The organism is Brevundimonas sp., from assembly GCF_032017145.1.
Taxonomy (GTDB): Bacteria; Pseudomonadota; Alphaproteobacteria; order Caulobacterales; family Caulobacteraceae; genus Brevundimonas.
Window position 1 is genome coordinate 1 of record NZ_DALZQC010000041.1, and the last position, 26,495, is coordinate 26,495.

At 67.8% G+C, this 26,495-nt stretch carries 25 protein-coding genes, 1 tRNA gene and 1 other RNA gene; 18 read left to right on the forward strand and 9 right to left on the reverse strand.

What is annotated here, in order from left to right:
- The 5 genes from RTU05_RS08775 to glyS form a co-directional block, all read left to right on the forward strand.
- A partial coding sequence (locus RTU05_RS08775; RefSeq protein WP_312597504.1) for a tetratricopeptide repeat protein occupies nucleotides 1–1,285 on the forward strand: 1,285 nt, incomplete at its 5' end.
- Nucleotides 1,286–1,347: 62 nt separating this feature from the next.
- On the forward strand, nucleotides 1,348–2,220 hold the full coding sequence (locus tag RTU05_RS08780; protein ID WP_312597506.1) for a 4-(cytidine 5'-diphospho)-2-C-methyl-D-erythritol kinase: 873 nt from the start codon (nucleotides 1,348–1,350) through the stop codon (nucleotides 2,218–2,220).
- Between the two features lie 209 nt (nucleotides 2,221–2,429).
- Complete coding sequence (locus RTU05_RS08785) at nucleotides 2,430–3,236, forward strand: fasciclin domain-containing protein (RefSeq protein WP_312597508.1); 807 nt, start codon at nucleotides 2,430–2,432, stop codon at nucleotides 3,234–3,236.
- A 109-nt stretch (nucleotides 3,237–3,345) separates the two neighbouring features.
- Nucleotides 3,346–4,239 (forward strand): glycine--tRNA ligase subunit alpha, encoded by an 894-nt coding sequence (locus tag RTU05_RS08790; protein ID WP_312597510.1) that lies wholly within the window; start codon nucleotides 3,346–3,348, stop codon nucleotides 4,237–4,239.
- The gene (glyS, locus tag RTU05_RS08795; protein WP_312597512.1) at nucleotides 4,239–6,467 is read left to right on the forward strand and encodes a glycine--tRNA ligase subunit beta; all 2,229 of its coding nucleotides are present in this window, start codon (nucleotides 4,239–4,241) and stop codon (nucleotides 6,465–6,467) included. The genes RTU05_RS08790 and glyS overlap by 1 nt, the downstream gene beginning before the upstream one ends.
- Before the next feature lie 129 nt (nucleotides 6,468–6,596).
- On the opposite strand, the gene RTU05_RS08800 is transcribed toward glyS, so the two are convergent.
- The gene (locus tag RTU05_RS08800) at nucleotides 6,597–6,950 is read right to left on the reverse strand and encodes a DUF559 domain-containing protein (RefSeq protein ID WP_312597514.1); all 354 of its coding nucleotides are present in this window, start codon (nucleotides 6,948–6,950) and stop codon (nucleotides 6,597–6,599) included.
- A 129-nt stretch (nucleotides 6,951–7,079) separates the two neighbouring features.
- On the opposite strand from RTU05_RS08800, the gene ppdK reads away from it, so the two are divergent.
- Both ppdK and RTU05_RS08810 read left to right on the forward strand, forming a co-directional pair.
- Nucleotides 7,080–9,758, forward strand: coding sequence for a pyruvate, phosphate dikinase (gene ppdK, locus RTU05_RS08805; RefSeq protein WP_312597516.1), 2,679 nt, complete (start codon nucleotides 7,080–7,082; stop codon nucleotides 9,756–9,758).
- A gap of 265 nt (nucleotides 9,759–10,023) precedes the next feature.
- Nucleotides 10,024–10,551: a porin family protein gene (locus RTU05_RS08810; protein WP_312597518.1), complete on the forward strand. Its 528-nt coding sequence runs from the start codon at nucleotides 10,024–10,026 to the stop codon at nucleotides 10,549–10,551.
- A 72-nt stretch (nucleotides 10,552–10,623) separates the two neighbouring features.
- On the opposite strand, the gene RTU05_RS08815 is transcribed toward RTU05_RS08810, so the two are convergent.
- The 6 genes from RTU05_RS08815 to RTU05_RS08840 form a co-directional block, all read right to left on the reverse strand.
- On the reverse strand, nucleotides 10,624–10,884 hold the full coding sequence (locus RTU05_RS08815; RefSeq protein ID WP_312597521.1) for a hypothetical protein: 261 nt from the start codon (nucleotides 10,882–10,884) through the stop codon (nucleotides 10,624–10,626).
- Nucleotides 10,885–11,125: 241 nt separating this feature from the next.
- Nucleotides 11,126–12,277 carry a beta-ketoacyl-ACP synthase III gene (locus RTU05_RS08820; RefSeq protein WP_312597523.1) on the reverse strand — a complete coding sequence of 384 codons (1,152 nt, stop codon included), beginning with the start codon at nucleotides 12,275–12,277 and terminating at the stop codon, nucleotides 11,126–11,128.
- Nucleotides 12,278–12,305: 28 nt separating this feature from the next.
- A complete protein-coding gene (locus tag RTU05_RS08825; RefSeq protein ID WP_312597525.1) occupies nucleotides 12,306–14,360 on the reverse strand; it encodes a capsular polysaccharide biosynthesis protein in 2,055 nt (684 codons plus the stop codon).
- A 254-nt stretch (nucleotides 14,361–14,614) separates the two neighbouring features.
- The gene (locus RTU05_RS08830) at nucleotides 14,615–15,445 is read right to left on the reverse strand and encodes a CoA ester lyase (protein WP_312597527.1); all 831 of its coding nucleotides are present in this window, start codon (nucleotides 15,443–15,445) and stop codon (nucleotides 14,615–14,617) included.
- On the reverse strand, nucleotides 15,445–16,122 hold the full coding sequence (locus RTU05_RS08835; protein ID WP_312597528.1) for an SDR family NAD(P)-dependent oxidoreductase: 678 nt from the start codon (nucleotides 16,120–16,122) through the stop codon (nucleotides 15,445–15,447). The genes RTU05_RS08830 and RTU05_RS08835 overlap by 1 nt, the downstream gene beginning before the upstream one ends.
- 46 nt (nucleotides 16,123–16,168) lie before the next feature.
- Entirely contained in the window at nucleotides 16,169–16,666 is a 498-nt protein-coding gene (locus tag RTU05_RS08840) for a GAF domain-containing protein (RefSeq protein WP_312597529.1), read from the reverse strand.
- A 172-nt stretch (nucleotides 16,667–16,838) separates the two neighbouring features.
- On the opposite strand from RTU05_RS08840, the gene RTU05_RS08845 reads away from it, so the two are divergent.
- A complete protein-coding gene (locus RTU05_RS08845; RefSeq protein WP_248120315.1) occupies nucleotides 16,839–17,012 on the forward strand; it encodes a DUF1328 domain-containing protein in 174 nt (57 codons plus the stop codon).
- Nucleotides 17,013–17,076: 64 nt separating this feature from the next.
- On the opposite strand, the gene RTU05_RS08850 is transcribed toward RTU05_RS08845, so the two are convergent.
- Nucleotides 17,077–17,152, reverse strand: a tRNA-Ile gene (locus RTU05_RS08850).
- 214 nt (nucleotides 17,153–17,366) lie between these two features.
- Here RTU05_RS08850 and RTU05_RS08855 point away from each other — a divergent pair.
- Nucleotides 17,367–18,158: an SIMPL domain-containing protein gene (locus RTU05_RS08855; protein ID WP_312597531.1), complete on the forward strand. Its 792-nt coding sequence runs from the start codon at nucleotides 17,367–17,369 to the stop codon at nucleotides 18,156–18,158.
- Between the two features lie 132 nt (nucleotides 18,159–18,290).
- Here the strand turns inward: RTU05_RS08855 and panD are convergent, their stop codons facing one another.
- Nucleotides 18,291–18,647, reverse strand: a complete 357-nt coding sequence (gene panD, locus RTU05_RS08860) for an aspartate 1-decarboxylase (protein ID WP_312597533.1) — start codon at nucleotides 18,645–18,647, stop codon at nucleotides 18,291–18,293.
- A 214-nt stretch (nucleotides 18,648–18,861) separates the two neighbouring features.
- On the opposite strand from panD, the gene sppA reads away from it, so the two are divergent.
- From sppA to RTU05_RS08905, 9 genes are all read left to right on the forward strand, one after another.
- Nucleotides 18,862–20,640 carry a signal peptide peptidase SppA gene (sppA, locus tag RTU05_RS08865; RefSeq protein WP_312597535.1) on the forward strand — a complete coding sequence of 593 codons (1,779 nt, stop codon included), beginning with the start codon at nucleotides 18,862–18,864 and terminating at the stop codon, nucleotides 20,638–20,640.
- A 105-nt stretch (nucleotides 20,641–20,745) separates the two neighbouring features.
- On the forward strand, nucleotides 20,746–21,069 hold the full coding sequence (locus RTU05_RS08870) for a hypothetical protein (RefSeq protein WP_292022202.1): 324 nt from the start codon (nucleotides 20,746–20,748) through the stop codon (nucleotides 21,067–21,069).
- A gap of 12 nt (nucleotides 21,070–21,081) precedes the next feature.
- Nucleotides 21,082–21,843, forward strand: coding sequence for an N-acetylmuramoyl-L-alanine amidase (locus RTU05_RS08875; RefSeq protein WP_312597536.1), 762 nt, complete (start codon nucleotides 21,082–21,084; stop codon nucleotides 21,841–21,843).
- Nucleotides 21,844–21,875: 32 nt separating this feature from the next.
- Nucleotides 21,876–22,253, forward strand: an RNA gene (gene rnpB / locus RTU05_RS08880) — RNase P RNA component class A.
- A gap of 369 nt (nucleotides 22,254–22,622) precedes the next feature.
- A complete protein-coding gene (locus RTU05_RS08885; protein ID WP_312597538.1) occupies nucleotides 22,623–23,099 on the forward strand; it encodes a division/cell wall cluster transcriptional repressor MraZ in 477 nt (158 codons plus the stop codon).
- The gene (gene rsmH / locus RTU05_RS08890) at nucleotides 23,096–24,091 is read left to right on the forward strand and encodes a 16S rRNA (cytosine(1402)-N(4))-methyltransferase RsmH (protein ID WP_312597539.1); all 996 of its coding nucleotides are present in this window, start codon (nucleotides 23,096–23,098) and stop codon (nucleotides 24,089–24,091) included. Before RTU05_RS08885 ends, rsmH begins: the two co-directional genes overlap by 4 nt.
- Nucleotides 24,088–24,546 (forward strand): cell division protein, encoded by a 459-nt coding sequence (locus RTU05_RS08895; RefSeq protein ID WP_312597541.1) that lies wholly within the window; start codon nucleotides 24,088–24,090, stop codon nucleotides 24,544–24,546. Before rsmH ends, RTU05_RS08895 begins: the two co-directional genes overlap by 4 nt.
- Complete coding sequence (locus tag RTU05_RS08900; RefSeq protein ID WP_312597543.1) at nucleotides 24,543–26,327, forward strand: penicillin-binding protein 2; 1,785 nt, start codon at nucleotides 24,543–24,545, stop codon at nucleotides 26,325–26,327. The genes RTU05_RS08895 and RTU05_RS08900 overlap by 4 nt, the downstream gene beginning before the upstream one ends.
- The coding region (locus tag RTU05_RS08905; protein ID WP_312597545.1) for a Mur ligase domain-containing protein at nucleotides 26,324–26,495 on the forward strand (172 nt) is incomplete at its 3' end. The genes RTU05_RS08900 and RTU05_RS08905, both read left to right, overlap by 4 nt.

Here is a 26,495-nt window from a genome sequence, read left to right on the forward strand (position 1 = left end):
CGCCCGCGCCGGCCTCTTGGTCGCGCCCTGGATCGCCGCCGCCGCCAACGACTGGACCCGCGCGCTTCAGCCCGCGCCGACCGCCGGCGATCCGCTGACCCTGGCCTTCGCCCGCACCAACCGCGCGTCCCTGCTGGAGCGCCGCCGCGACTATGCCGCAGCCGAGGTCGAGCTGAAGGCGGCGGCCGAGGCGCCGACCATCGGCGCCCTGTTCAAACGCCCCTATGGCGAGTTCATGGAGCGGCGCGGCCGCCGTGACGACGCCATCGCCCTGTATCGCGCGGCGATGGCGGTTCAACCAGTCGATCCCGGCGTGGCGCGCGCCCTGCAACGGGTCGAGGCCGGCGGTCGGCCCCCCGCCTTGCCCGATCTGCGCGAAGGCGCCTCCCAGGCCCTGGTCACCGCCGCCGCCCAGGCCTCGGCCGAACGGGGCAACGAATTCGCCGCCGTCTATCTGCGTCTGGCACAGAACCTCTATCCCGACGACGAAACCGAATATCAGCTGGCCCAGGTGCTGGCCCGCGCCGGGCTGAAAAGCTCGGCCCGCGCCGCCCTGTCGCGCATCGGGACAGAGGACCCGGTGCTCTATGCCGCCGCCCGCGCCCAGATGGCCGTCAGCCTGGAGGAGGAGGGCCAGTCGGAGGACGCCCTGACCGAACTGCGCCGCGCCTTCGCCGCCAGCCCCGACAACCGCCAGATCGCCCTGGTTCTGGCCGGTCAGCTGATGCAGTTGAAGCAGCACGACGAGGCGCTGGCCCTGCTGGACGGCCCGGTGCTGAACACCGCCGATCAGGGCGCCAACGTCCACTTCCTGCGCGGCGCCGCCTATGAGGCGCTGAACCGCACGACAGAGGCCGAGGCCGAACTGTGGGCCGCGCTTCAGGCCGCGCCCAACGACGCCGACATGCTGAACTATCTGGGCTATCTGTGGGTGGACAAGGGGCTGCGGGTCCAGGAGGGCGCCGCCATGATCGCCCGCGCCCACGCGCTGGAACCCGACAACGGCAACATCCAGGACTCGCTGGGCTGGGCCCAGTTCAAACAGGGCCAGTACGACGTCGCGGTCAGCACCCTGGAAGAGGCCGTGGACAAGGAGCCGGCCAACGCCGAGATCAACGACCACCTGGGCGACGCCTACTGGAAGGTCGGCCGCCGGCGCGAGGCCGTCTGGTTGTGGAACCGCGTCCTGGTGCTGAACCCCGACGACGAACGCCGCGCCGAGGTCGAACGCAAGATCGCCGATGGGCTGGATAAGCCGGCTTCGACCGGCGGCGTCTCGAACTGATCTGCGATCATTGGCCCGGATGAACGGATGAAATGCGTCAGGTCATGGGTTAGTCAGCGCCCATGACCGTCCGCACCGCCCTGGCCCCGGCCAAGATCAACCTGTTCCTGCATGTCGGGCCCCTGGACGGGGACGGCTATCATCCGCTCAGCAGTCTGGTGGCCTTCGCCGACGTGGGCGACCGGGTGTCGGTCGAACCGGCCGAGCGGCTGTCGCTGGATGTCGTCGGCCCCTTCGCCGCCGGCCTGTCGGGCGCCGACGACAATCTGATCCTGCGCGCCCTGCGTCGATTGGGCGAGGCGTCCGGGGCGGGCGAACCGGGGCTGAAGGTCGTGCTGGACAAACGCCTGCCCATCGCGGCGGGCCTGGGCGGGGGATCTTCGGACGCCGGCGCGGCGCTGAAGCTTGCGCGCGACGTGCTGGCGCTCGACATCGACGATGCAGGGCTGGAGGCGGTCGCCGCCGTCGTCGGCGCCGACGGTCCCATGTGCCTCAGGATGCGGACCGCCTGGGCCGAGGGGCGGGGCGACGTCCTGACCGACGAACCGCGCCTGCCGCCGCTGCCGGCCGTGCTGTTCAATCCGGGGGTTCCGTCACCCACCGGCGGCGTCTATCGGGCCTATGACGCGGGTCCCGTCGCGTCTGCGGATCGCCCGGCGCCGCCCGCCGACTGGAGCATCGGCGGCGTTGTCGACTGGCTGTCGAGCCAGCGCAACGACCTGGAGGCGCCGGCCGTGGCCCTGACGCCCGCCATCGCCGACGCCCTGCGCGCGGTCGCCGCCACGCCGGGCGTCGGCATGACGCGGATGTCCGGCTCGGGCGCGACGGTGTTCGGTCTTTATCCGACCGTCGAAGCCGCAGAGGCGGCTGCGGCGATTCTGGCCCAAGCCCATCAGACCGCCTGGGTTCAATCGGCCCGACTGGCTGTGCAGTAACGCCTTAGTCTTGTGGCCGAATACCGGCGATCTGGGGCGTCTTGCCCAGCATTCGCCCAGGTCCAGCCGCGATCATCACAAGAGTTACGGTTTGTAACGAAAACTCGGAACCGGATCGCCGGTATCCGACTTGGACATGACAGTTCCGATGACTGGAACGGATCGTCGCCCTCCCGATGACGATCCTCAAACAGAAAAAGGATATCGTCATGCTTCGTGCCAAACTGCTTGCCGCGACCGCCGTGGTCACCCTGATGGCCGCCCCGGCCTTCGCCCAGGAAACCGCCCCCGCGACCCCGACGCAGACGCCTGCGGAAACCCCGGCCCAGGCCCCGGAACAGGCCCCTGCCGCCGCCGCGCCCGTGATGCAGGAGGTCGCCCCCGCCCAAACCGCTGCGACCCAGGCCACGCCCGCCGCCGCAGAAACCGTGGTCGATGTGCTGAAATCCAGCGGTCAGTTCACCACGCTTCTGGCCGCCCTGGACGCCGCCCAATTGACCGACACCCTGGCCAGCCGCCCGGCCATCTCGATCTTCGCCCCGACGGATGCGGCCTTCGCCGCCCTGTCCGAGGCGGATCGCACCCGCCTGATGGACCCGGCAAACGCCGCCGAGCTGCGCCAACTGCTGCTCTATCATGTCATCGTCGCCGATGTGACGCCCGATCAGATCCAGGGCAAGAAGGGCGGCGTGCCGACCGCCGCCGACAGCCAGATCCTGCTGGACGGCACCGGCTCGGCCATCAAGGCGGACGGCGCGACCGTTGTCAGCGCCGAGCTTGACGCCTCCAACGGCGCGGTCTTCCCCATCGACAAGGTGCTGAACCCGGCCCAGTCCATGGCCGCCATGGGCGACGAGGAAGCCGCCGCCCCGGCCGACGCCGCCCCCACGGCGCCGACCGGCGAACCGGCTGCGACGACCACCACCACCGCCTCGCCTCCGGTCCAGAATCCGACCGACGGCCAGGTCGATCCGACCCCGGACGGCGGTGAACAGACCGCCCCGACCCCGCAATAAGACGGGCCGGGTTTCGCCCGCCGCCAAATGGGCGGGCGCAGCGTGTTGAAGCGAGAGGCGGCGGGCCCTATGGTCCGCCGTCCTTTTTGCAGCCCCTCCCGAGCCCGATTTGACCACCCCGACTGAGCCGCTCGCGTTTCAGGACCTGATCCTGACCCTTCACCGCTATTGGGGCGATCAGGGCTGCGCCATCCTGCAACCCTATGACATCGAGGTGGGGGCGGGGACGCTGCACCCGGCGACGGTGCTGCGCGCCCTGGGCCAAAAGCCTTGGAAGGCCGCCTACGTCCAGCCCAGCCGCCGTCCCGGCGACGGCCGCTATGGCGAGAATCCCAACCGCCTCCAACACTATTACCAATACCAGGTCATCCTGAAGCCGAACCCGGACAATCTGCAGGAACTGTATCTGGGATCGCTGGCCGCCATCGGCATTGACCCGAAGCTGCACGACATCCGCTTCGTCGAGGACGACTGGGAAAACCCCACCGTCGGCGCCTGGGGCCTGGGCTGGGAGGTCTGGTGCGACGGGATGGAGGTGACGCAGTTCACCTATTTCCAGGGCGTCGGCGGCATCGAGGTCGATGTGGTGTCGGGCGAGCTGACCTACGGGCTGGAGCGTCTGGCCATGTATGTTCAGGGCGTGGACAATGTGTACGACCTGAAGTTCACCAAGGAGGGCCTGACCTATGGCGAGGTCTTCCTGGAGAACGAGCGCCAGCAGTCGGCGGCCAACTTCCACGGCTATGACGTCGATGGTCTGAAGCGCCGGTTCGAGGACATGGTGGCCGAGGTCTCGCGCCTTCTGGCCATGACCGGGCCTCAGGGCCAGCCGCTGGTCCTGCCCGCATACGACCAAGTACTGAAGGCCAGCCACCTGTTCAACCTGATGGATGCACGCGGCGCCATCGCCGTGGCTGAGCGCCAAAGCTACATCGGCCGCATCCGCGAACTCTGCAAAGCCTGCGCCCTCGCTTACGTCGAACAAGAGCGGAAAACCGCCTGATGCCCCAACTCCTCCTCGAAATCTTCTCCGAAGAAATCCCCGCCCGGATGCAGCAGGGCGCCGCGCGCGACCTCGAGCGCATGATCTCCGACCGCCTGAAAGCCGCTGGCCTGACCTGGGACGCCCTGACCACCTACGCCGGGCCGCGTCGTCTGACCCTGGTGATCGACGGCCTGCCCGCCGCCACGCCCGACCGCGAGGAAGAGGTGAAGGGGCCCAAGACCTCGGCCCCCGCCCAGGCCCTGGACGGCTTCCTGCGCAAGACCGGTCTGACCCGTGACCAACTGGTGGAGCGCGACGGCGTGCTGTTCGCCGTCCTGTCGTCCAAGGGCCGCGCGACCGCCGATCTGGTGGCCGAGACGGTCGATCAGATCGTGCGCGCCTTCCCCTGGCCCAAGTCGATGCGCTGGGGTTCCGGCACGCTGCGCTGGGTGCGGCCGATCAAACGCATCCTGTGCGTGTTCGACGGGGCGGTGGTCCCGTTCGAGATCGACGGCATCGCCTCCGATGCGATCACCGAGGGCCATCGGTTCCTGGGTTCGGGCGAACCCTTGCGGGTCAGCGACTTCGCAGACTATCGCGCCCAGCTGGAGAAGAACTTCGTCCTGCTGGACGTCGCTGATCGCAAGCTGCGTATTCTGGAACAGGCCAAGGCCGCCTGCGCCGCGCGCGGGCTGGTGCTGGTCGATGACGATGGCCTGCTGGACGAGGTGGCGGGGCTGGCCGAATGGCCGACGCCGATCCTGGGCGACATGGACCCGCAGTTCCTGGCCTTGCCGCCGGAAGTGATCCAGCTGTCGATGAAGGTGCACCAGAAGTATTTCGCCGTGCGCGATCCGTCGGGCGACGGCCCAGATTCTTCAGGAAAATTGGCCCCCAACTTCCTGGTCGTCGCCAATGTCGAGGCGACCGACGGCGGCAAGGCCCTGGCCGCCGGCAACAGCCGGGTGCTGAGCGCCCGCCTGAACGACGCCCGCTTCTTCTGGGACGAGGACCAGAAGGTCGGCTTCGACGCCTGGAACGCCAAACTGTCCGGCGTCACCTTCCACGCCAAACTGGGCACCCTGGCCGAGCGGGTCGAACGCATCGCCGCCCTGGCGCGTGAGATCGCCCCGCTGGTCGGCGCCGATCCTGACGAGACCGAGACGGCCGCGAAACTGTCCAAGGCCGACCTGGTGTCGGGCATGGTCAGCGAATTCCCCGAACTGCAGGGGATCATGGGCGGCTATTACGCCCGTCTCGCCGGCCATTCCGGCGTCATCGCCGACGCCGTGCGCGACCACTACAAACCCCAAGGTCCCGCCGACACAGTCCCGACCGCGCCCGTCACGGTCGCCGTCGCCCTGGCCGACAAGCTGGACACCCTGGTCGGCTTCTTCGCCATCGACGAAAAGCCCACGGGCTCGAAGGACCCGTTCGCTCTGCGGAGAGCGGCGCTGGGTGTGATAAGGCTGGTGCTGGAGACAAATCGACCGATTTCGCTACGCCAGTTGTTGGTTCTGCCGAGCCTGAGGGTACGCACCGTCGCAGCAGTTGCACGGGCGACTCGACTTGAGACAGCCCTTTTAGATGTCACCAGAGCCCAAGTTCAGGCCGGACTCTCCCAACCCAAACTGTACGATTGGGTAGAGGCTGCGATAGCAGCGGATGCGCCACATTCATCCGAAGCGGACAGCCAGCAGTTGGACCGGACTGTCCATGCAATCGAAGCTATTTTGGCCTTCTTCGCCGACCGCCTGACCGTTCTCCTGCGCGACCGTGGCCAGCGTCACGACCTCGTCGCCGCCGTCTTCGCCCTGGGCGACGACGACCTCGTTCGCATCGTGCGTCGGGTAGAGGCGCTGGCCGCCTTCCTGGCCACCGACGACGGGGCCAATCTGCTGGCCGGCTACAAGCGCGCCTCCAACATCCTGCGCGCTGAGGAGAAGAAGGGTCCGCTGCCGAGCGGCATGGTCCAGACCGGCCTGCCGAACCAGCCCGAGGCCGAGACCACCCTGGCCTTCGCCGTCGGGGCCGCCCGCACCGCCGTCGAGGCCGCGCTGGAAACCGAGGACTTCGCCGCCGCCATGACGGCTCTGGCCGCCCTGCGCGCCCCGGTGGACGCCTTCTTCGAGACCGTCATGGTCAACTCCGACGTGGCCGAGGAACGCGACAACCGCCTGAAGCTGCTGGGCCAGGTGCGCGACGTGATGGGGCAGGTCGCGGATTTCGGCCAGATCGCGGGGTAGGGCAGAACCCCTCCGTCTCTCCGCTGCGCTCCGAGCCACCTCCCCATGGAATGGGGAGGAGACGGGACTTCGCCGCATCGTCTCCTCCCCACTTGTGGGGAGGGGGACCACGAAGTGGTGGAGGGGCTATTAGCTGCGGATTCGGTCCCGTGCCGTCGCGGTGATGAAATCGAGTACTTCACCCAGGTCCACCCGCACCTGTTCCGCCGACACGCGGATGACTGCAATGCCCTGGGTCGCAAGCCAGCGCGTCCTTCGCGCATCGTGCTCGCCTCGGCCCTCATGGCTTTCGCCATCCACTTCGACTGCCAGCATCGCCTCCGCGCAATAGAAATCCAGCACATAGACGCCGACCGGATGCTGGCGGCGGAACTTCAGGCCATCCAGCGCGCGGCGGCGCAGGTGGACCCACAGTCGGGCTTCGGGCGGCGTCAGGGCGCGACGAAGAACGCGGGCGCGCGATACGGAGCCTTCGTGCGTCAAGAAACCGCTCTCCCGGTCACGCATTGTTACATCCGCCATGGCCAAGCCGGATCGCCCGCGCTAGATCATGCTGCATGTGCGAGCGGGGGCAACCCGCCGCATGATCCGACAAAGCTCAGGGACTGCAAGATGACCAAGTGGGTGTACGGCTTCGGCGGAGGCTCCGCCGACGGCGATGCGTCGATGAAGAACCTTCTGGGCGGCAAGGGCGCCAATCTGGCGGAAATGTCGTCGCTGGGCCTGCCGGTGCCGCCGGGCTTCACCGTCACCACCGAGGTCTGCACCCACTATTACGCCAATGGCGAAACCTATCCGGCCGACCTGGAAACCCAGGTCCAGACGGCGCTGGAGAAGGTCGAGGGGATCGTCGGCAAGACGTTCGGCGATGTGAACAATCCGCTGCTGGTGTCGGTGCGGTCCGGCGCGCGGGCGTCGATGCCGGGCATGATGGACACGGTGCTGAACCTGGGGCTGAACGACCAGACGGTCGAAGGTCTGGCCAAGCTGTCGGGCGACCGTCGTTTCGCCTTCGACAGCTACCGCCGCTTCATCACCATGTATTCGAATGTCGTGCTGGGCCTCAGCCATGACGATTTCGAAGAGGTTTTGGACCAGCACAAGGACCGTCTGGGCGTCACCGTCGACACCGACCTGAGCGCCGCCGACTGGGAAAAGGTGGTCGCCGACTACAAGGCCGTGGTCGAGCGCGAACTGGGCCACGCCTTCCCGCAGGATCCCAAGGACCAGCTGTGGGGCGCCGTGGGCGCCGTGTTCGAAAGCTGGATGAACGACCGGGCGAAATTCTATCGCCGCATGCACGACATTCCCGAAAGCTGGGGCACCGCCGTCAACATCCAGTCGATGGTGTTCGGAAACATGGGCGAGACGTCCGCGACGGGCGTGGCCTTTACCCGCAACCCCTCCACCGGCGAGGCGCGCCTGTACGGCGAGTTCCTGATCAACGCCCAGGGCGAGGACGTGGTGGCGGGCATCCGCACGCCGCAAAGCCTGACCAAGATCGGCCGCGAGGAGATGGGCGAGACCGCCCCCTCGATGGAAGAGGCCATGCCGGAAGTCTTTGGTCAGTTCGTTGAGGTCGTCGGCAAGCTGGAAAGCCACTACCGCGACATGCAGGACATCGAATTCACGGTCGAACAGGGCCGTCTGTGGATGCTGCAGACCCGCAACGGCAAGCGCACCGCCAAGTCGGCGCTGAAGGTCGCCGTGGACCTCGCCGCCGAGGGCGTCATCTCTCAGGAAGAGGCCATCAGCCGGGTCGAGCCGTCGGCCCTGGACCAGCTGCTGCACCCGACGCTGGACCCGGATGCGACCCGCACCGTGGTCGCCGCCGGCCTGCCGGCCTCGCCCGGCGCCGCCACCGGCAAGATCGTCTTCGACGCCGACGAGGCCGAACGCCTGGCCGGTCTTGGCGAGGCGGTCATCCTGGTGCGCGAGGAAACCAGCCCCGAAGACATTCACGGCATGCACGCGGCGCGCGGCATCGTCACGGCGCGCGGCGGCATGACCAGCCACGCCGCCGTGGTGGCGCGCGGCATGGGCCGGGCCTGTGTCTCGGGCGCGGGTGAAATCCACATCGACGAGGCCAAGGGCGTCTTCACCGCGCGCGGCCGCACCTTCAAGGCCGGCGAGGTCATCACCATCGACGGCTCCAAGGGCGAGGTGCTGGACGGCGCCGTGCCGATGATCGAGCCGGAGCTGACCGGCGACTTCCAGACCCTGATGGGCTGGGCCGACAAGGTGCGCCGCCTGAAGGTCCGCGCCAACGCCGAGACCCCGCTGGACGCCAAGACCGCGCGCGGCTTCGGCGCCGAGGGCATCGGTCTGTGCCGCACCGAGCATATGTTCTTCGACGAGGACCGCATCGCCGCTGTCCGCGAGATGATCCTGGCCGATGACGAGAAGGGCCGCCGCACGGCCCTGGCCAAGATCGCGCCGTTCCAGAAGTCGGACTTCGTGGAGCTGTTCGAGATCATGGCCGGCCTGCCGGTGACGGTGCGCCTGCTGGATCCCCCGCTGCACGAGTTCATCCCGCATACGGACGAGGACATCGACGCCCTGGCCGCGACCTCGGGCATCGACGCCGACAAGCTGAAGCGTCGCGCCAAGGAACTGCACGAGACCAACCCCATGCTGGGCCATCGCGGCTGCCGCCTGGGCGTGGCCTATCCCGAGATCTACGAGATGCAGGTCCGGGCCGTGCTGGAGGCCGCGCTGGAGGTCAAGCAAACATCGGGTCTGGCGCCAATCCCGGAGATCATGCACCCGCTGGTCGCCCTGGGTTTGGAGATGAAATATCTGCGCGAACTGACCGACCGCACCGCCAAGGCCGTGTTCGAAGAGGCGGGCGACAGCGTGGACTACCTGGTCGGCACCATGATCGAACTGCCCCGCGCCGCCATCCGCGCCGGGGACCTGGCCGAATACGCCCAGTTCTTCAGCTTCGGCACAAACGACCTGACCCAGACGACGTTCGGCATTTCGCGCGATGACTCGGGCCGGTTCCTGCAGGCCTATCTGGACAAGGGCATCTTCGAGACGGACCCGTTCGTGCGTCTGGACCAGGACGGCGTGGGCGGCCTGATCGAGATCGCCGCCGAGCGCGGTCGCGCCGTGCGGCCCGAGGTCAAGCTGGGCATCTGCGGCGAACACGGCGGCGATCCGTCGTCCATCGCCTTCTGCGAGAAGGCCGGGCTGGATTACGTCTCCTGCTCGCCCTACCGCGTGCCGATCGCCCGGCTGGCGGCGGCCCAGGCCGCGCTGGATATCGAGCGCGAGAAGGATCGCTGAGGCCAGAGACGTCTTGCCGTCATCCTCGGTCAAGCCCGAGGACGACGGGAGCGGGAAGGAACAAGGGGCGATCTCTGCGGAGGCCGCCCTTTTTTCTGTCACAAAACCGCCAACCTTGACGGAACGCCGTATGTGTCCCGGCGTCCACAGGCATTCGTCGTGTTCTGTGGCCTCTGGAACAGATGAAGGTCTGACCTATTTAAGCACTCGCTGGATGGGGCTGATGATCGGCCTGGTCATCACATCTAGGAGTTAATAAGAAACAATGCGTAACATTCTTCTCGCCGCCGTCGCCGTTTCCGCAATCGCCGCGCCGGCATTTGCTCAAACCAATCCCGAACCGCGTGGTTACGGCTCGCTGGGCTACACTCATCTTGAAGGTGACAATGCAACGACGGGCGCCGTCACGGGTCGTCTGGGCGTGAACCTAAACCGTTACATCGCCGTCGAGACCGAAGCTTCGGTCGGCGTCAAGCATGACGACTTCACCGTCGCGGGCGTCGATGGCGAGATCAAGCAGGAGTGGGACGCCGCCGGTTACGTGGTCGGCAAGGTGCCGGTCTCCGACAAGCTGGAACTGTTCGCGCGCGGCGGCTACGGCCACACCGAGCTGAAGCAGAAGTTCCCGGGCGCCGACACCGACGTCGGCGGCGACAGCTGGAACTATGGCGCCGGCGCCAACTACTTCGTGGACGGCGTGAACGGCGTGCGCGCCGACTGGACCCGCCGCGACTACCGCGACGACGCGGGCAAGGCCGACGCCTATTCGGTCAGCTACATCCGTCGCTTCTGATCTTCAAGGTCAGTCGAAACGACGAAGGCGCGCTCCGCAAGGAGCGCGCCTTTCGCGTTCAGGACCGTGATGTCAGGCGAAGTCGCCGGCAAGGGCCCAGCGTTGCGAGCCTTCGCCGAACGGGCGCACGAACCAGTCGCGATATTGTTCGAAGGCTTCGATGATCTTGTTGCGCAGATCGGGCGGATTGACCGCCTCGCCGCGCTGGCGCCGCATGGCGGCGATGCAATCGACCACCATGTTCTGATGCGCCGAACCGCCCATGCTTTTCAGCACGGCGGCGATGTCCTTGGCCAGGCTTTCCAGCACCTGCTTAGGCGTCGCGTGAGCCATCTGGGATATCCCCTGTTCTCGACAGGCGAATGGGTGACAAAAACTTGTGACAGTTTCAAGCGTCGCCGCGCGAGAATCAGCATGGATGCGAATTAACCTGACATAACGCGGGTCGCGCGCTTTGGTTCTCCAAGGGCTGCGAAGAATATTTCCGCGTGGAGAACCGCATCCGCCGCGTCAGGGGATGCAAGGCGGCCCATCCGACCGGCGCTCGCCCGGCAGGATGACGCCGACCCTCGCTTCAGGCCCGTTTGCGAACGAAGACGGTGCCGGCCGAATAGCCGGCGCCGAAGCTGCAGATCAGCCCCGTCTCGCCCGCCTCGAACCCGTCGTTGTGCAGATGGAAGGCGATGATCGACCCGGCCGAGGAGGTGTTGGCGTAGTCGTCCAGGATGATGACGTTCTCGTCCGCCGCCGGTTCGCGCCCCAGCACCTTCTTGCCGATCATGGTGTTCATGTTGATGTTGGCCTGGTGCAGCCACAGGCGCTTCAGCCCATGCGGGTCGACGCCCAGTTCGCCCGCGTGATCCACGATCATGTCCGACACCATCGGCACCACGTCGCGGAAGACCTTGCGGCCCTGCTGGATGAACAGCTTGTCGTTCTGAATGCTGTCATCGGCCACCGGGCTGTCCAGATGCGCGGTGTCGCGCGCATTGCGGTTCAAGAAGCCGAAGTTGTTGCGGATATTGTTCGAGAAGGTCGTCTTCAACCGCGTGCCCAGCACGTCCCAGCCGCCCGGACCGGCCGTCTCGGACAATTCCACGATCACGGCCGTCGCCACGTCGCCGAAGATGAAATGGCTGTCGCGGTCGGTGAAGTTCAGGTGGGCCGAACAGACCTCGGGGTTGACCATCAGCACGGCCTTAACCGACCCGCCGGCGATGAAGTCCGTCGCCGTCTTGATGCCGAAGGTCGCCGAACTGCAGGCCACATTCATGTCGAAGGCGAAGCCCTCGATCCCCAGCGCCTGCTGCACCTCGATGGCCATGGCAGGATAGGCGCGTTGCATGTTGGACGCCGCGCACAGGACCGCCCCGATCTCCGAGACCGGCTTGCCCCAGGCCGCGATCGCCTGACGCGCGGCCTTCACCGCCATCTCGGCCAGGATGGAGATTTCGTCGTTCGACCGTTCAGCCAGGTTCGGGGCCATCCGCTCGGGGTCGATGATGCCGGCCTTGTCCAGCACGAAGCGGCTCTTGATCCCCGACGCCTTTTCGATGAACTCGGGCGAGGAATGGGCCTTGGCCTCCAGTTCGCCGGCTTCGATCTGGGCGGCGTGGCGGGCGTTCCAGCCGTCGGCCCAGGCGTTGTAGCTGTCGACCAGTTCGGCGTTGGAGACCGACTGTTCGGGGGTGAAGAGGCCGGTGGCGGCGATGACGGCTTTGGACACTGGAAGCGGGTTTCCTTTACGAACCCCGTTAATAGGACGGTGGCGGCCTGCGGTCGAGACTGGCGATGATTCCGGCGGCCCAGCGCTGCACCTGGCCGCGCGGCGCCTTGGGCGTCGGCTGGTCGCGCGCGCCGATCAGCCGGTCCACCAGATCCTCGGCCTCGCACGGCCAGCCCTCGGGCGTGACATAGAGGGGATAGGCGATCAAAGCGGCGTGGACCAGATGATCGACGCCGGCGCGGCGGCGGCGACGCTCGAACCTCAGTCGGTCGTCGGTCAGGCCCCAGCCTGCATAAAACGGCCGGCCATAGACCGACACCGCCTTGCCCCGCATCAGGGCCTCGAACCCCGTCAGAGAGGTCAGGGTCGCCACCCGCCGACAGGCGTTCAGACAGTCCACGATATCCAACCCGTCGCCCACCGCATCGACCGAGGCCATGGCTCCGGCGTCCAGCCGCCCCGGCCGGTTGCCCGCCAGCACGTCGGGGTGATTGCGGTAAACCAGAAAGGCGTCCGGATGATCGCGCCGCGCCGCCTCCACCAGGGCCGAGTTGGTGTTCAGATCCGGCGCGCACCCCAGCAGGATGGACTTGTCGTTCTCCACCTGACCGACGACCAGCAGGATGTCGCGATCGACTGGCCAGCCGGTCGGCGCCTGACCCCTCAGATTGTATTTCGACAGGCCCGCATCGACCACGCGCATCCGCAGGGCGGCCGCCCGCGCCAACCGGACCGGCGAAAGGTCAGAGGTCTCGATCAGGGTCTCCAGCCGCGACGGCCGCGACGGGTCGTAATAGACGCCCTGATCATCCAGGGCGACCGACAGGGCGCCGACGAAATCGGACCCCAGGCCGCGCGAGCGGATGAAGCCGTCCTCCATCCGCACCGTCTGGCCGTCAAACGCAGCCGCCGCCTGCCGCGTCGCCTCGCTCTCCTTGCCCGCCCACCAGATCAGCCGGCCTTCAGTCGCCTTGGCATGGGCGGCGGCGCGCGACGGCGACATGAAATAGCGCATCGTCGCCTTGGGCGAATTTAGCAGGCGGCGCACCGGCGGCCGCTTGGCCGGCGCGAACCCCACCGCCGACCACGACCCCGCCAGCCGGTCGGCCCGGTCGCGCAGCGCAATCAACCGCTCCAAGGCTTGTTCGGCCTCGCAACCGTAGCCCGTCACCGGATCGACATAGCGGCTGTAGGCGATCAGGGCGGCGGCGGCGACCTGTTCGATCGATCGCGCAGCGCCCCGGCGTCCGGTCTGGACCGCATCGGTCGTCAGGCCCCAGCCGGAATAGAAGGGCACCCCGAAACAGCGCACCGGCAGGCCGCGCAACAGCGCCTCGAACCCCAGGGCCGAGGTGACGCAATAGACCGCATCCACCGCCGCCAGCAGGTCGGCGGGCCGCACGTCCGTATCGACCAGGGTGACGCTTGTCAGGTCCGTCACGCAGCCGCGCTTCTTGCCCGCCGCCACCGCCGGGTGGCGTTTGACGATCAACTGGGCGTCCGGCTCGTCGCGTCGGGCGGCCGCGATCATGTCGTCGAAACTCTGCGCCGTGGCCAGCCCATGGGCGATGGAGGCGTCCCCGAACGTCTGGTCCACGATCAGCACGCGGCGGCCGCGCTTCAGCAGGCCCGAATCCAGCGGCCCGCCCATATTGGTCTTGGACACGCCTGACGCCACGATCCGGTCGATCAGCCCGCGCGCCCGCGCGATCATGGCCGCGTCGCACCAGTCGTCGGCCGTCTGGATCAGATGCTCCAGCCGGCTGGGCCGCGTCGCATCGTAATAGACTCCCAGATCATCGACGATCAGGCTGAGGCTCGTCGCCCCCGTCTCGCCGATCCCGACCGACCTCAGGAACCCGTCCTCCAGCGCCACATAGGGCCGGCTCTTCTTCTGCGCCCACCTTCGCCCCGCTGCCGCCGTCGGCTTCATCCCCCAGCCCAGCACGGCCTGAACATCGTCCCCCGGCAGTCGCCGCAGGTCGTAGTCGGCCAGGAAGACGTTTAGGAACGGAACCTTCAGCACGCCGGGCGCACAGACCCAGGCCGGGATTCTTGCAGATGTGTCAGAGGGGAGGGGCAAGGCGGGTCCGCTGAGGTTTGACGCGAGGTTTAGGGCGGTTGCCTCCCACCCGCTAGGTCCGATCCCATTGTCTCCTCCCCATTTCATGGGCAGGTGGCTCGAAGCGCAGCGGAGAGACGGAGGGGTTCTGCACCGCATCACAGGCGCTTGTGGGACTTTAAAGAGCCCCTCCACCGCGTAGCCTGTCCTCGGGCTCGCCTTTGGCGAGACCTGGGGGCGGCCCCCCTCCCCACGAGTGGGGAGGAGACGGGCGGTCAATCCGCCCGCGCCAGCACGGCCTGCGCCTGTTCCAGATGCAGCCGTTCGACCATCGCCCCGTTCACCCGGATCGCGCCCTGACCTTCTGCCTGCGGCTCCGCGAAGGCGGCGACCACAGCGCGGGCCTGCGCGATCTCGGCCTCCGAAGGCGAAAAGGCGACGTTGGCCCCGGCGATCTGTGACGGGTGGACCAGGCTCTTGCCGTCGAACCCATACAGCCTGCCTTGCGCCGCCTCGGCCGCCAGCCCGTCCGCGTCGTCGATCCGGTTGAACACCCCGTCGATGGCCAGCAATCCGTTGGCCCGCGCGGCGGCGACCAGCAACGCCAGCCAGGGCTTGAACGGCTCCCGATCCGGCGACGCCCCCGTTCCCAGCGCCTTGGCCAGGTCGTTGACCCCCAGCATCAGCCCGTCCAGCGCCCCGTCCGCCGCAGCGATGTCGGCCAGGGCCAGCAGGGCGCGCGGCGTCTCGATCATGGCCCACAGGGCGCAACCCTTGGCCAGGCCGGCGGACAGGGCGTGCACCGCCTCGGGCGTCTCCACCTTGGGCGCGACGACCAGCGTGGCCCCCGCCGCCTTCATCGCCGCCAGGTCGTCCAGCCCCCAGTCGGTGTCCAGCCCGTTGATCCGCACGCCCAGGCGCGGCACGAACCCGCCGCCCCGAACCGCCTCTACGGCGGCGTCGCGCGCGGCGGCCTTGGCCTCGGGCGCCACCGCATCCTCCAGGTCCAGCACGGCGACATCGCAATCCAGCGTCCGGGCCTTCTCGATGGCTCGCGCGTTGGAGGCGGGCAGATAAAGGACGCTGCGAACCCGGTCGCTTCGCATCAGACTCGGCCCGTCACGGGCACCAGGGCGCCGGTCATGGCCCGGCTCTCGGACGAGGCCAGAAACAGGATCACCGCCGCCAGATCGGCCGGCGCGACCCAGGCCGCCGGATCGGCGTCGGGCATGGCCTTGCGGTTGGCGGGGGTGTCGATGATGGAGGGCAGGACGGCGTTGACGGTGACGGATGTGCTCTTCAACTCTTCGGCCAGCGCCTGGGTCAGGGCGTGGACCCCGGCCTTGGCCGCGCCATAGGCCCCCATGCCGGCGCCGGCCTTCAGGGCGGCGGCCGATCCGACATTGACGATCCGCCCCTCTGGCGAGGCCTTCAGCGCCGACAGAGCCGCCCGGCTGGCGTTCAGCGCCGTGGTCACGTTCAGCGCGTGCATCCGGTCCCAGGCCGGGGCGGCGTCGTCGGTCGTCTGCCAGACGAAGCCGCCGGCGATGTTCAGCAGGGCGTCCAGCCGTCCGAACCGCGCGATCACCGTATCGACGGCCCGCTGCGCCTGATCGGCGTCGGTCAGATCGATCCCGCCGACCTCCAGCACGCCGTTCGGCACGGCATGGCCCGTCGCATGATCGATGACGGCGACTTGCCAGCCGGCGTTCAGCGCCGCCTCCAGAACCGCCCGGCCCAGGACACCGTGCCCGCCCGTGATCGCCATCGTCCGCTGGCTCATCGCATCCTCCCTGTCGCCAGGAACCATAGAGCCGCCCATCACGCGATCAACCGGTCGCGAACACCCGCGCCATCAGACGCTCCAGCGCAATCTGATCCTCGGTGTCGAAGGCGGACGGGGTCGTCGCATCCACGTCGAACACGGCGATCAGGGCGCCCGACGCATCCCGCACCGGAACCACGATCTCGCTGGCGGAACGGCTGTCGCAGGCGATGTGGCCGGGGAAGGCATGAACGTCCTCGACTAACTGCGTCTGCCCAGTCGCCGCCGCCGCCCCGCAAACCCCGCGCCCGAAGGCGATCCGCAGACAGCCCAGCGTTCCCTGATAAGGCCCGACCACCAGTTCGTCCGCCCTGTCCGGCGCCACGACATAGAAGCCGGTCCAGAAATAGTGTTCGAACGCATCCGCCAGCATCGAGGCGACCGTCGCCATCCGCGCCGTCACGTTCGGCTCCCCATCCAGCACGGCCAGGATTTCCGCCTCGACCTCATGATAGCGCGCCGCCTTGTCGGCGGGTCGGTCGGTGCGTGCGACATAGGCCATGGGGAAAACTCCGAAAGCGATCAGGCCCGCCATATAGGGGGACCACCTTCAGAAGGGGAGGGGAGGCGCGACGTCCGTTCCTGCCCCGTCTCTGCGACAATCTGTCCACGATTTGCGAGCCCCGCCGGAACTCCGTCTCACCGCTGTCGTTGTGCAGTCAAAGGAGAACGCAATGTTGAAATGGGCTTTGATCTTCGCAGTAATCGCCGTCGTGGCGGGCCTGCTGGGCTTCGGCGGCATAGCAGGCGCAGCCGCCGGCATCGCCAAACTCTTGTTCGTCGTCGCCCTGATCGTCTTCGCGGTCTTCCTCGTGCTCGGCGTCACCGTCGCCAAGAAAGTCACCTGATCTCCAAGGCGCCATCCAAGACCGACGCGGCGGCCCTCCGGGGCCGCCGTTTTCGTTTGAGGAGTGGTAGGCCCGGAGGGACTCGAACCCCCAACCAGACCGTTATGAGCGGTCGGCTCTAACCATTGAGCTACAGGCCCCCAAGGCGCGCCTCGGCGGAAGGAGGTTCGCCTAGCAGGCGCGGGCGCGGCTTGCCAAGCGCAGGCGCTTCAGAAGGTTGTCTTTCGTCGAATTCATCAAGATGAACGGAAACTGCAAAGCCTCGAAGGGCGTTCATTCAGGCGAGAACGGCCAAGGTCCCCGCAACGGATCGACGAGCCCGTCGCTTCTGGATCGAATACGGAGACGAACCGCATGACCCGCACCCTGAGCGCCAAGCGCCTGACCACCCCCGCCCTGAAGACGCTGGCTCTGGGAGGCGCGGTCGCCGCCGCCGCCTTCATGGCCGCCGCCACGCCGCGCGCCATGGCCCAAACTTCCGAACCCTCCATGGGAGCCATGCACATGATGCAGCCCGCGCCGTCGCTGAACCTGTCGGCCTATGGCGAGGTCAAGGCCGCGCCCGACATGGCCACCATCACCTTCGGCGTCCAGACCGAGGCGCCGACCGCCCAGGCCGCCATGCGCGACAACGCTGCCCAGATGACGCGCGTCGTCGCCGCCCTGCGTCGTGCGGGCATCGCCGAGCGCGACATCCAGACCTCGGGCCTGAACCTGTCGGCCCAATATGACTATCAGCAGAACGAACCGCCCAAGCTGCGCGGCTATCAGGCGGTCAACCGTGTGACGGTGGTGATCAACGACCTGACCAAGGTGGGCGGAACCGCCGACGCCGTGGTCGCGGCCGGCGTCAACCAGATCGACGGCATCAGCTTCGGCCTGAAGGACCCAACGACGGCCGAGAACCAGGCGCGCCAACTGGCGGTTCGCAACCTGCAGGCCAAGGCCCAGCTGTACGCCCAGTCGCTGAACGTCCAGCTGTCGGGCATACGCAACCTGACCGAAGGCGGCGGCTATACGCCCCAGCCGCCTGTGCCGATGTTCGCTGCGCGCGCCATGGCCGTCCGCGACGAGAGCACGCCGGTGTCGGCGGGCGAACTGACGGTGCGGATCGATATCACGGGCGTTTACGACATTGCCCGCTGATCCTGTCGGCCGAAACGAAGAAAGGCCCGCCGGCGACGGCGGGCCTTTTTGCATTTCGTTGGGCGTCGAGAGCCCCTCCACCAACGGCTGCGCCGACGGTCCCCCTCCCCACGATGTGGGGAGGAGACGGCTTCAGCCGGCGGGCTTGATCGCGTTGGCGTCGTCCAGCAGGACCACGTTCGGGCTCCACTGACGGGCTTCTTCCTGGGGCATCTGGCCATAGGTGACCACGATGACCTTGTCGTTCTTCTGGACCAGGCGGGCGGCGGCGCCATTGACGCCGATGACGCGCGAGCCGCGTGGGGCCTCGATGGCGTAGGTGGTGAAACGCGCGCCATTGGTGATGTTCAGCACATCGACCTGTTCGTGCGGATAGATGCCTGCGGCGTCCAGCAGATCCATGTCGATGGCGATCGATCCCTCGTAATCGAGATCGGCCTGGGTCACCGTGGCCCGGTGCAGCTTGGACTTCATCAGGGTGACCAGCATCGCCCGGTCTCCTCGTATTACACGCGCGATTTCAGGCCGCGCCGACAGGCCGCTCATATAGGGATTTTCGCCGTCTGCATCAATCGCCGCCGCTGCATTGCAACATGAGCGGCCGCGATGGTCGCCGTCATGCGACAGCTTCATTTGACGACGGCGGCGCGCCCCCTATGCTGGCCCGGCCATTTCCGGCCTGCGAGCGCGCGTTTTCCCTCCGATGAAGCAATTCTTTCTGACGGTCCTGGGTGTCTTCACCGGGTTGATCCTGTTCGTGGTCGTGATTCCCGTGGTGCTGCTGACGGTCGCCGTCGCCTCGACGTCCAAGCCGACGACCCCGGCCAATACGGTGCTAGAGCTGGACCTGCGCGACGGGATCACCGACCAGCCGTCGTCAAATCCGTTCGCGGCCTTCGGCGGCTCCGGTCTGGCCCTGACCCGCGTGGTCGATGGCCTGCAGCAGGCCCAGGGCGACAGCAGCGTCAAGGCCGTGCTGATCCGCCTGCCGGAAAGCGGTATGACGCCCGCCACCGCCGACGAACTGCGCCAGGCCATCCACCGCTTCCGCGCCTCGGGCAAGCCGGTCATCGCCCACAGCCAGGGCTTCGCGCCGATGGGGGCGGTGATGTCCACCTATATGGTCGGGGCCTCGGCGTCGGAGCTGTGGATGCAGAACACCGCCGGCTTCCAGGCCGTGGGCTTCTCGGCCGACAGCCTGTTCCTGGGGCGCGCCTTCCAGAAATACGGGGTGAAGGCCGAGTTCGAGCAGCGCTACGAATACAAGAACGCCGTCAACGAATATACCCAGAGCGATTACACCGGCCCGCACCGCGAGGCCATGACCGCCTGGATGACCTCCATCTACGACAGCGCCCTGGGCCACGCCGCCCAGGATCGCAAGACCACGGCCCCGGCGCTGAAGACCCTGGTCGAGGCCGGCCCCTATACGGCCGAACAGGCCCTGGCCAACCGCCTGATCGACAAGGTCGGCCAGGTCGAGGAGGCGGAGATCGCCGTCAAGGCCCGCGCCGGCAAGGGCGCCCAGATCGTCGAGTTCGGCAAATATCTGAGCCAGAAGGGCGAACGCGCCGGCTCGGGCCGGAACGCCATCGCCATCGTGGGCGGCGAGGGGGCCATCGTCACCGGTCGAGGCGGCGGGGGCGGCTTCGGCGGCGGGTCGTCCATCCATTCCGACGACACGGCAGAGGCCATCTACGACGCTATCGAGGACAAGGACGTCAAGGCCATCGTCTTCCGCGTCTCCTCGCCCGGCGGCTCGCCCGAGGCGTCCGAACAGATCCTGGCGGCCGTGCGCGCGGCGCGGGCGGTCGGCAAGCCGGTGGTGGTCTCCATGGGCGCCTATGCGGCCTCGGGCGGCTATTGGGTCAGTTCCGAAGCCGACTGGATCGTGGCCCAGCCGACCACCCTGACCGGCTCCATCGGCGTGTTCGGCGGCAAGTTCGTGCTGGCCGACGCTTTGGGCCGCTTCGGCGTCGACATGCGCGGCCTGACGGTGGGCGGCGAATACGCCGACGCCTTCTCGCCCAGCCAAAGCTTCACCCCGGCCCAGCGCGCGGCCTTCTCGGGTCAGATGGACCGCATCTACGACGACTTCATCAGCCGCGTCGCCACGGGCCGCAAACTGCCGGCGGAACGGGTGCGCGAGATCGCCAAGGGTCGCGTCTGGACGGGCGCGCAGGCCCTGCCGCTGGGGCTGGTGGATCAACTGGGCGGCCTGACCGAGGCGGTGGCAAAGGCCAAGCAGCTGGCCAAGATTCCCGCCGACCAGTCCGTGCGCTTCAAACATTTCCCCAAGGAGAAGTCGCCGTGGCAGGCCCTTTCCGAAATGTTCGGCGTCCAGACCGAGGCCGCAAAGGCCCTGGTCACGCTGGGCGGGGTGATGGCCGATCCCCAGGCCCAGGCGGTCATGCGGCGGATCGACAGCGACCGGATGCGCAGCCAGGGCGCCGTGGTCCTGGCCGACCAGCCGATGTTCTGACGGGGGCGTCGCAGCGCGGCTGTGCGCCGCAGTCCATTGACCGCAGGCCCCGATGGACCGACATTGCGATTCAGGCGTTCCCCGGATCGCCTGAAAGGATGATCCATGTTCCAGCCTGAACGTCTCGCCACTATCGGTTTCGCCGCCCGCCGCCGTCCCAACGGCCTGGTCGCCTCGGTGATGTGGCTCGCCGGCATGATTGCGGCCGTCGCCGCCATGGCCGTGGGGGCGGTTCTGGCCGTCTTCACCGCCGCCGCAGTGGCGGTGATCGCCCTGTTCGCCGGGGTGCTGGTCTTCCTGGTCGGTCTGGTGATGCGGACCCGTCGCACCATGACGCCGCGCCGCCGCGCCGGCGATCCCGACCTGATCGAGGCGCACAAGGTGGACGGCGCCTGGGTCGCCTATGGCTGGGAACGCAACGGCCGCTGAGGCCACGCCTTCATGATCGCCTTCATCGACGCGCCTTCGCCCAACTTCGACGCGCGCCGTGCGCCGCCCGACATGCTGGTGCTTCATTACACAGGGATGCAGACCGGCGAGGCCGCCCTGGCGCGCCTGCGCGATCCCGAGGCCAAGGTCTCGGCCCATTATCTGATCGAGGAAGACGGCCGCATCTTCCAGCTTGTGCCGGAAGAACGGCGCGCCTGGCACGCCGGTCGCGGCGTCTGGCAGGGCCAGGACGACTGCAACGCCGCCTCTATCGGCATAGAGATGGTCAATCCGGGCCATGAGTTGGGCTATCGCGACTTTCCCGGGGCTCAGATCGCGGCGGTCATAGTCCTGATCGGCGACATCCGCAGCCGCTGGACCATCCCCGACAACCGCATCATCGGCCATTCCGACCTGGCGCCGGACCGCAAGGAAGATCCCGGTGAACGCTTTCCCTGGAAACGTCTGGCCGAGGCCGGTCATGGCCTGTGGTTCGAGCCGGCGCCCGAACGCATACAGGCCCTGGGCGGCCTGTTGCAAAAGGGCGACCAAGGCATCGGCGTCATCGTTCTGCGCGCCGGGCTGCACCGGCTGGGTTATGGCCTGAAACCCGGCGGCGACTATGATGCGGACACCGAAACCGCCGTCCGCGCCTTCCAGCGCCACTGGCGCCCCGGCCGCATCGACGGCGTCGCCGACGGGGAAACCCGCGCCCGCCTGGTCGGCCTGCTCCAACTCGCCAGCGCCGAAAGCGTGACGGGCGTGCTGGATTGACCTTCGCTCCAGTTACGCGCATCTAGCGCGCGCCAGACGGCTGGGCGGTCGCGGCGGGACTTGATCCCGTCGAGGAAAGTCCGGGCTCCACGGTGAAAAGGCGGCGGATAACTTCCGCCCGGGGCGACCCGAGGGATAGCGCCACAGAAAGCAAACCTCCGGCCTTGCGAGGCCGGTAAGGGTGAAAGGGTGGGGTAAGAGCCCACCGCGTGCCTGGCAACAGGGACGGCATGGCAAGCCCCGCCTGGAGCAAGACCAAATAGGGACATCGCGCGGGCTCGCTCGCGGGGTTCACCGCCTCAGATGTCCGGGTAGGTCGCGAGAACCGATCAGCAATGGTCGGTCCAGAGGAATGATCGTCGCCGCTTTTCGGAGCGGAACAAAACCCGGCTTACAGGCCGTCTGGCATATTCTTCCTCAGGGCTTGTCGGCCCTCGGCCTGTCCGAATGCGCCATCGTGGTCCGTGTTCGGATTATCCCCGCATTTCAGCGTTCTGGCGGATCAGGCGCAGCCCTGTCTTCCTTAACCTCTTGTCGGTGCAACGAAGGTTAGAACGCTTCACAGGCTGTGAATACTTTGCATGTTCTGTGTATGTTCCTTATCGATAGGCGTGTTCAGGTCACCACACGTCAAAACATGGTTAAATCTTGGTCTCTATCCCATTGAGGCCCATTTCGTCCCATGCTATCCCAAAATCATGATTTGGGGCTGAAAGGCGGGCGCGGCGGGCGTTCGTCAGGCATCTAGGGACGGGCCGAAGGGTCCGATTGGGCAGGGCGTGTTTCTCTCGACCTATGAGAAGCAGCTGGACGGCAAGCGCCGTCTCCTGATCCCCAACGATTTCCGCACGGCCGAAAACGGCGCGGCCGGCGGCGTCTTCATCTTCCCTTCCATCGAGGCTGACTGTCTGGAGGCGGGCGGCGACCGCCTGTTCGCCGTCTATGCCGAAATGATCGAGGCCCTGCCGTTCGGCTCCGAGGAGCGTTCGGCGTTGGAGTGGCAGGTCATGGGCGAGCAGGTGCGCCTGGCCTATGATTCCGGCGGTCGGATCACCCTGCCGGAAAGCCTGTGCGCCGAGGCGGGGCTGGACGACACCGTCGTCATCGTCGGTCTGAATGACCGTTTCCAGATCTGGTCGCGCGAGAAATGGGCGGGCCGCCGCGCCGAGCAGCGCGCCCTGGCCAAGGCCGGAATGGCCCAGATCGGCGCCCTGAAGCTGCAGGCCCAGATGAAACTGGCGGGAGGCGGATCGTGACTGACGCTTCCCCCAATTCTCCCCACGCCCCCGTCCTGTTGGCCGAGGTGATCGAAGCCCTGTCGCCCGCGCCCGGCGATGTGATGATCGACGCCACCTTCGGCGCCGGAGGCTACACCCGCGCCATCCTCAAGACGGGCGCCCAGGTCATCGCCTTGGACCGCGACCCGACGGTTCAGCCGCACGCCGAGGCGGTCGCTGAGGACTTTCCCGGCCGGTTCCAGCTGATCCGCACCCCCTTCTCGGGCCTGGCCCAAGCCTTCGCTGAAAGTTCTTTCGCCGACAGCGGCGCGGCGAAGTTGAACGGCGCCGTGTTCGACATCGGCGTGTCGTCCATGCAGCTGGATCAGGCCGAGCGCGGCTTCTCCTTCATGCGCGACGGGCCGCTGGACATGCGCATGTCGGATGAGGGCGCGACCGCCGCCGACATCGTCAACACCTGGGACCACGGGCCCCTGGCCCACATCTTCAAACTGTATGGCGAGGAGCGTCAGTCGGGCCGCGTCGCCACCGCCATCCTGCGTCGCCGTGTCGAACAGCCCTTCACCCGCACCCTGGATCTGGCCGAGGTGGTCGAAAAGGCCCTGGGCGGCCGTCGCGGCGCGCCCATCCATCCGGCGACGCGCGTGTTCCAGGCGCTGCGCATCGCCGTGAACGACGAACTGGGCGAACTGGAGCGCGGGCTGGAGGCGGCCGAGGCGACCCTGGCGCCCGGCGGGCGTCTGGCCGTCGTCACCTTCCATTCGCTGGAAGACCGCATCGTCAAGGCCTTCCTGACCGAACGCACGGGCAACGCCCCCGCCGGTTCGCGCCACGCGCCGATGACGGTCGATCCGCGCAAGCCCAGCTTCACGCTTCAGTTCAAGGGTGCGCGCGAGGCAGGCGACGAAGAGCGTTCGACCAATCCCCGCGCCCGTTCGGCCAAGCTGCGGGCAGCGGTCCGCACAGAGGCTCCGGCCTGGGGCAAGATCGAGGGGAGGGCGGCGGCATGACCACGGCGCCCTTCTTCACCTATTGCCGCACCGCTCTTCAGCGTCTGTTCGACTGGAAGGTGCGCGGCGTGCGCTGGGTCGAGATCATCGGCGTGGCCCTGGTCGCGATCATGATCGTGTCCGTCTATGCCGCCAAGGCCGCCGCCGCGCGCGAAAGCAGCCGCATCGCCCAGCTGGAGCAGGACATCCGCGAGAACGGCCAGCGGGTCCGCCTGCTGCGCGCCGAGGTCGCCCGTCTGGAGCAGCCCGCCCGGCTGGAGGCCCTGTCGCGCCAGATCGGCATGGCTCCGGTCGACGTTCACCGCCAGGCGGGGGAGGGTCAGCTGACCGCCCTGAAGCCCGCCGCCCCCGCCGCGAAGCCGACCGCCACCTCCGCCGCCCCCGCTGCGACGCCGGCCGCGCCCGCAATCGCCGACGACGCCGCGCTCGCCCCCGCTCATGAGACGCCGCAATGAGCGTTCAGGATCATCGCTATCACCGCCCCGCGCCGGGCGGCGACTTCCAGGAGCGGCTGCAGGGTCGCCTGTCGCCGTTCTGGCGCTGGCTGTCCGAACTGGTCTGGCGGCTGGAGCATGGGTTCGAACGCGCCCGCGCCGACGCCCGGCCGGAAGAGGACACGCGCGTCCGCATCTTCCTGATCCTGATCGTCTTTTCGTGCGTCTTCGTCGGGCTGGCGCTGGGCGCGTCCTATAAGGCGCTCCTGGCTCCCGGCGGCGGACGCGGCGCCGGCGCCAATCCCGACGCCCTGGTGCGCGGCGATCTGACGGATCGCAACGGCGAGCTGCTGGCCACCAACATCGTCCACTACGGCCTCTATATCGACCCCGCCGAGATCTGGGATCGCGACCTGGCCTATCGCCAGCTGCGCCGCGCCCTGCCGCGTATCTCCAGCGACCGGCTGAAGCGGGTTCTGGCCGGCGACCGCCGCCTGATCGCCCTGACCGGCCTGACGCCCCAGGAAAAGGCCGCCGTCCACGACCTGGCTCTGGGCGGCGTCACCTTCGAGCCCGAGGATCGCCGCGCCTATCCGCTGGGAACCTCGGCCGTCCACCTGATCGGCGACGCCGATACGGGCGGGCAGGGCGTGTCGGGCGCCGAACTGGCCTTCAACGACGAAATCCGCGCGGCGGGCCAGCGGGGCGAGACCTTCCCCCTGTCCATCGACCTGCGCGTCCAGGGCGTGCTGGAGAACGAACTGGCCGCCGCCGCGATCAAGAACCAGGCCAAGGGCGCCGTCGGCATCGTCACCGACGTCCAGACCGGCGAGGTGCTGGGCATGGCCTCATGGCCGACCTTCAACTCGGCCAATCGCGGCGCGGCGCCCGATGGGGCGACGCTGAACCGCGCCGTCTCGGGCCACTATGAGATGGGGTCGGTGTTCAAGACCTTCACCGTCGCCGCCGGCCTGGACACCGGTCGGGCGGACATGAACACCCTGTTCGACGCCTCCCAGGCCTTCCAGATCGGCGACCGCAAGATCAAGGACTTCCACGCCCAGAACCGGGTGATGACCCTGGAAGAGGTCTATCTGCACTCCTCCAACATCGGCACCTCGCAACTGGCGGTGCAGATGGGGCCGGACGTGATGCGCAGCTATTTCCAGCGGCTGGGTCTGCTGGACGCCGCCAGGATCGAACTGAAGGAATCGGCCAAGCCCGTCGCGCCGCGCCGCTGGGACAACTCGACCCTGGCGTCGCTGTCGTTCGGCTACGGCATCATGATCACCCCGGCCCAGATGATACAGGCCATGGGCGCCCTGACCAACGGCGGGCGCATGATCCCCTTGAGCCTGCGCAAGGGCGGGGCGCGCGGCGTCCAGCCCCAGCAGGTCGTCACCGAGGAAACCTCGCGCACCATTCTGGATCTGATGCGCCGCAATGTGGTCAAGGGGTCGGGCGGTTTCGCCGACGCGCCCGGCCTGCGCGTGGGCGGCAAGACCGGATCGGCCAACAAGCTGGTCGGCGGCCGTTACGACCCCAGCCACGCGCTCGGCTCCTTCGCGGCGGTCTTCCCCGTCGATGGTCCGCTGAACGGCAAACGCTACGCCATCCTGATCGTGATGGACGAGCCGGGGACCTATCCCAAGACCGGCGCCTATGTCGCGGCGCCGGCCGTGAAGAACATCGCCGACCGCATCGCCGGCTTCCTGGGCGTGGAGCGGCGCGAAGACCGCTGGCGCACCGCCATGGGCGAGAAGGTTCCTGCCTATCAGGACGTGGCGGGGGACGGGCTGTGAGCGCGCTTCACCTGTCCGACCTGCTGCGCCGCGACGTGGCCTCCGATCCCGTCATCACCGGCGTGACCGCCGACAGCCGCAAGGTCGCGCCCGGCGCCCTGTTCGTCGCCCTGCCGGGATCGGCCGCCGACGGCCGCGCCTTCATCCCCCAGGCTCTGGCCCAGGGCG